The organism is Nevskia soli (genome assembly GCF_903970205.1).
GTDB lineage: Bacteria > Acidobacteriota > Terriglobia > Bryobacterales > Bryobacteraceae > Bog-113.
Window position 1 is genome coordinate 1 of the sequence record NZ_CAJCHS010000308.1, and the last position, 3,402, is coordinate 3,402.

Here is a 3,402-nt window from a genome sequence, read left to right on the forward strand (position 1 = left end):
CCCCGCCCCGCCTAACCTACCCTCAAGCCAGAAAGGTCCCACTCCAATGCATCCCATCGCCGCTCCAACCTCGCAACCTCGCGACCGCGCCGCCATCAACCGCGAGAACGCGCAGCACTCCACCGGCCCGAAAACGCCGGAAGGCAAGGCCAACGTCAAGCTCAACGCCATCCGCCACGGCGCCTGCGCGCAGCAGATCGTATTCCCCGGCGAGGACCTGGAAGCGTACTCCTTCCTCGGCGTCCAGCTCTTGAACCATTGGCAGCCGGCCACCGCGATCGAGCGCAAGCTCGTCCGCACCCTGCAGGAGAACGAATGGCGCTTGGCCCGGCTGCGGACCGCCGAAACCAACTTATGGTCCCTCGGCATCACCGAGCAGATCGAAAAATACGAGCACTACGATGAGCCCACGCGCCTCGCCTTTGCACAAGCCGCCGCTTTCCGCGCCAACGCCAGGCACTTCGATCAAATCGGCCGCCACGAAAACCGCATCAATAAGCTCCTGAAAGAGACCGAAGCCCAGCTCCGCGAAGAAATCAATAACCGCACAGACGATCCGGCCGCTGCCAGCCGCGAACAAAGGATCGAAACGGTCGACCCGATGCAACCGGAAACGGCAACCGACGCTCCCAAACCCGAAAAGGCAGCCGCCGCGGGCTCTGGCTTTGTTTTGCAAACTCACGCTCTGCAACATGACGCCCTGCAAACGGACGCTTTGCCAACCGGCGCCGCGCAAGCCGCCACGGACCCGGAGCCGAAAAACCCGCAAAGTCGCCCAGTAACGCCGACCGGCAAAGAAAAAGCCCAGCCGCAAAGGGCTGAGCTTGTCGTCAAAGCGAATCTGTAGGTCTGAATTAGGCCGCGGCGCTCGCGATCCGGATACCGGCCGTCCTCGTCGCGCCGTTGATGATCCACCGCAAATTCTCGGTATCAATGCCGCTCGCGCAGTAATCGGTCGCCCCGGCTTCCAAAGCTGTCAGCCAGCTTTCGTCCGAAGCAACGCGGCTCACCAGAACCACGGGCAGCGCCGGATTCCCCGCGCGAAGCGCTTTCAGCCGCCGATAATAGGGCGCATCGTCACCCGACGCCAGAACGACGTCCGGGTGTATTTCAGCGGAAACCTTGTTTCCGTGTTGTGAGGTAAAACTATGTCCGAGCTGGGCTAACTTACCGGAAAATTCCCGTTGGATTTCCGCGTCGAGGCCCGCCAGGAGGATATTTGCCATGCGACTTCATCTCCTTTCGGAACGGAACTTGTCACTACTTGTCTCTTTTTCAGGGAGCGGAATCTTCTTCAGCTTAAATCTTTTAATCCGTAAGTCAATATTCCTTTCCATTTAATTGGAGAAAATATTCAAAAAGGTACACCGCCAACGGCAGCCTAACCCCGGGTCTCCCCGGCACTCGCCCGTCCCACACCCGCCTTCCCACACCGCATTGCTACCATAAAAAGGCCGGCTCCTGCCGACGCGAACCAACCTGATTTCATGTCTTTGCGCCTCTACAATACGCTCACGCTCCAGGTGCAGCCATTCGCGCCCGACCGCGACAACACGGTTCGCATGTACACCTGCGGCCCTACCGTGTACGACTATGCGCATATCGGTAACTTCCGAACGTTTGTCTTCTACGACATCCTTAGACGCTGGCTGCAGGCCAGCGGATTCGGCCTAAATCACGTGATGAACATCACCGATGTCGACGACAAGATTATCCGTAACGCCACCGCTCAGGGAAAGTCGATCAGCGACTACTCCGCGATTTACACTAAGGCCTACTTCGAGGACAGCGCCTTGCTTCGCCTCCAGAAGCCGGAACATGTTACTCCGGCCACCGAGCACATCCCGGAAATGGCCGCGGCGATTCGAAAGCTCGGCGAACTAGGTTATACCTACGAAGGCGAGGGTTCCACTTACTTTCGGATCTCGAAATTCCCTGAGTACGGCAAACTGTCGCACATCAACTTCAGCGGAAACCGCGCCGGCGCCCGCGTCGATGTCGACGAGTACGAAAAGGACGACGCGCGCGACTTCGTCCTCTGGAAGGCCGCCAAAGAGAACGAGCCTTACTGGGATACAGTGGTCGGGCGCGGCCGCCCCGGCTGGCACATCGAGTGTTCCGTCATGGCGATCGAGTACCTCGGCGATACTCTCGACTTACACGCCGGCGGTGTCGACCTGATCTTTCCCCACCACGAAAACGAGATCGCCCAATCGGAGTCGCTGACCCATCACCCGTTCGCGCGATTCTGGGTTCATTCCGAGTTTCTCCTCGTTGACGGCCAGAAGATGTCCAAGTCGCTCGGGAACTTCCATACCTTGCGCGACATCCTGGACAAGGGTTTCTCGCCGGAGTCCGTGCGCTATCTCCTTGCTTCCGTGCCCTATCGCAAGGCCTTGAACTTCACGTTCGATGGACTGAAGTCGGCCGCGACCGCCATCGATCGCATGCGCAACTTCGCCCTGCGCCTCGCCACTGAACCCTTCGACGAGGGTCAGGACGCCGCCTTGGATGAACGGGCCGTCCAAGCCACCGCAGCCTTCCGCGAAAGTATGGATGACGATCTCAATACGGCCGAAGCTTTAGCCGCAACGTTCGAGTACGTTCGCGACGTCAACATCGCTATGGATCGCGGCGCGTTTCGCACCGGCAACCGCGAACGCGCACAAGAGGTCTTGAACCTGTTCGACTCGGTCTTCGACGTCCTTTCCACCGGCGCCGATTCGAACTCCCTCGCCGATGACAAGATCGACGCGCTGATTGAAGAACGCAAGCAGGCCAAAAAATCCCGCAATTTCTCCCGCGCGGATGAGATTCGCGCCCTCCTCGCCGATGCCGGCGTCATCCTGGAGGACACTAAGGACGGAGTCAGATGGAAAAGAAAGTAGACGCCAAAATAGCCATGGAAACCCGCGCTGTCCACAGTGCGGACCGCAAACGAGGGCCCGGCGCAATCCCCGTAACCACGCCGATCTTCACGGCGGCGAGTTACATCTATGAGGACGTCGCCCAGCTCGACCGCGTCTTCGCCCGTGAAGAACCCGGCGAGTCCTATCAGCGCTACTCCAACCCCACCAACCGCGCGCTCGAAGAGTTACTCGCCGATCTCGATTCCGGCGCGGGCGCCTTAGCCACTTCTTCGGGGATGTCCGCGCTCCAGGCCGCGATACACGTCGGGCTCGCCGACCGCAACCGCTCCATCGTCGCCGCCGAATCGCTCTACGGCGCCACCGTCCACATCCTGATGGATATCTTCGAGCCGCAAGGCGTCAGCGTCCACTTCGTCGATTTCTGCGACCGCGCGAAACTCTGCCAGGCCATCGACCGGCACAAGCCCGGCGTCCTGGTGATGGAAACCGTGTCCAACCCGCTGCTGCGCGTGGCCGATCTCGACGAGGTCGC

The 3,402-nt window shown here is 60.1% G+C and carries 4 protein-coding genes; 3 read left to right on the forward strand and 1 reads right to left on the reverse strand.

Going from position 1 to position 3,402, the window contains the following annotated elements:
- A partial coding sequence (locus tag H1Y01_RS13485) for a hypothetical protein (protein WP_219341531.1) occupies positions 1–847 on the forward strand: 847 nt, incomplete at its 5' end.
- A 7-nt stretch (positions 848–854) separates the two neighbouring features.
- Here H1Y01_RS13485 and H1Y01_RS13490 read toward each other — a convergent pair.
- Positions 855–1,226, reverse strand: a complete 372-nt coding sequence (locus H1Y01_RS13490; RefSeq protein WP_180541036.1) for a hypothetical protein — start codon at positions 1,224–1,226, stop codon at positions 855–857.
- A 261-nt stretch (positions 1,227–1,487) separates the two neighbouring features.
- On the opposite strand from H1Y01_RS13490, the gene cysS reads away from it, so the two are divergent.
- Positions 1,488–2,888 (forward strand): cysteine--tRNA ligase, encoded by a 1,401-nt coding sequence (gene cysS / locus H1Y01_RS13495; RefSeq protein WP_180541037.1) that lies wholly within the window; start codon positions 1,488–1,490, stop codon positions 2,886–2,888.
- Positions 2,873–3,402: aminotransferase class I/II-fold pyridoxal phosphate-dependent enzyme (locus H1Y01_RS13500; protein ID WP_180541038.1), on the forward strand; the 530-nt coding region annotated here is incomplete at its 3' end. The genes cysS and H1Y01_RS13500, both read left to right, overlap by 16 nt.

Coding starts and splice junctions, on each gene's coding strand:
- H1Y01_RS13490 (WP_180541036.1), bottom strand. CDS start 1,226: ATGGCAAATATCCTCCTGGCGGGCCTCGACGCGGAAATCCAACGGGAA.
- cysS (WP_180541037.1), top strand. CDS start 1,488: ATGTCTTTGCGCCTCTACAATACGCTCACGCTCCAGGTGCAGCCATTC.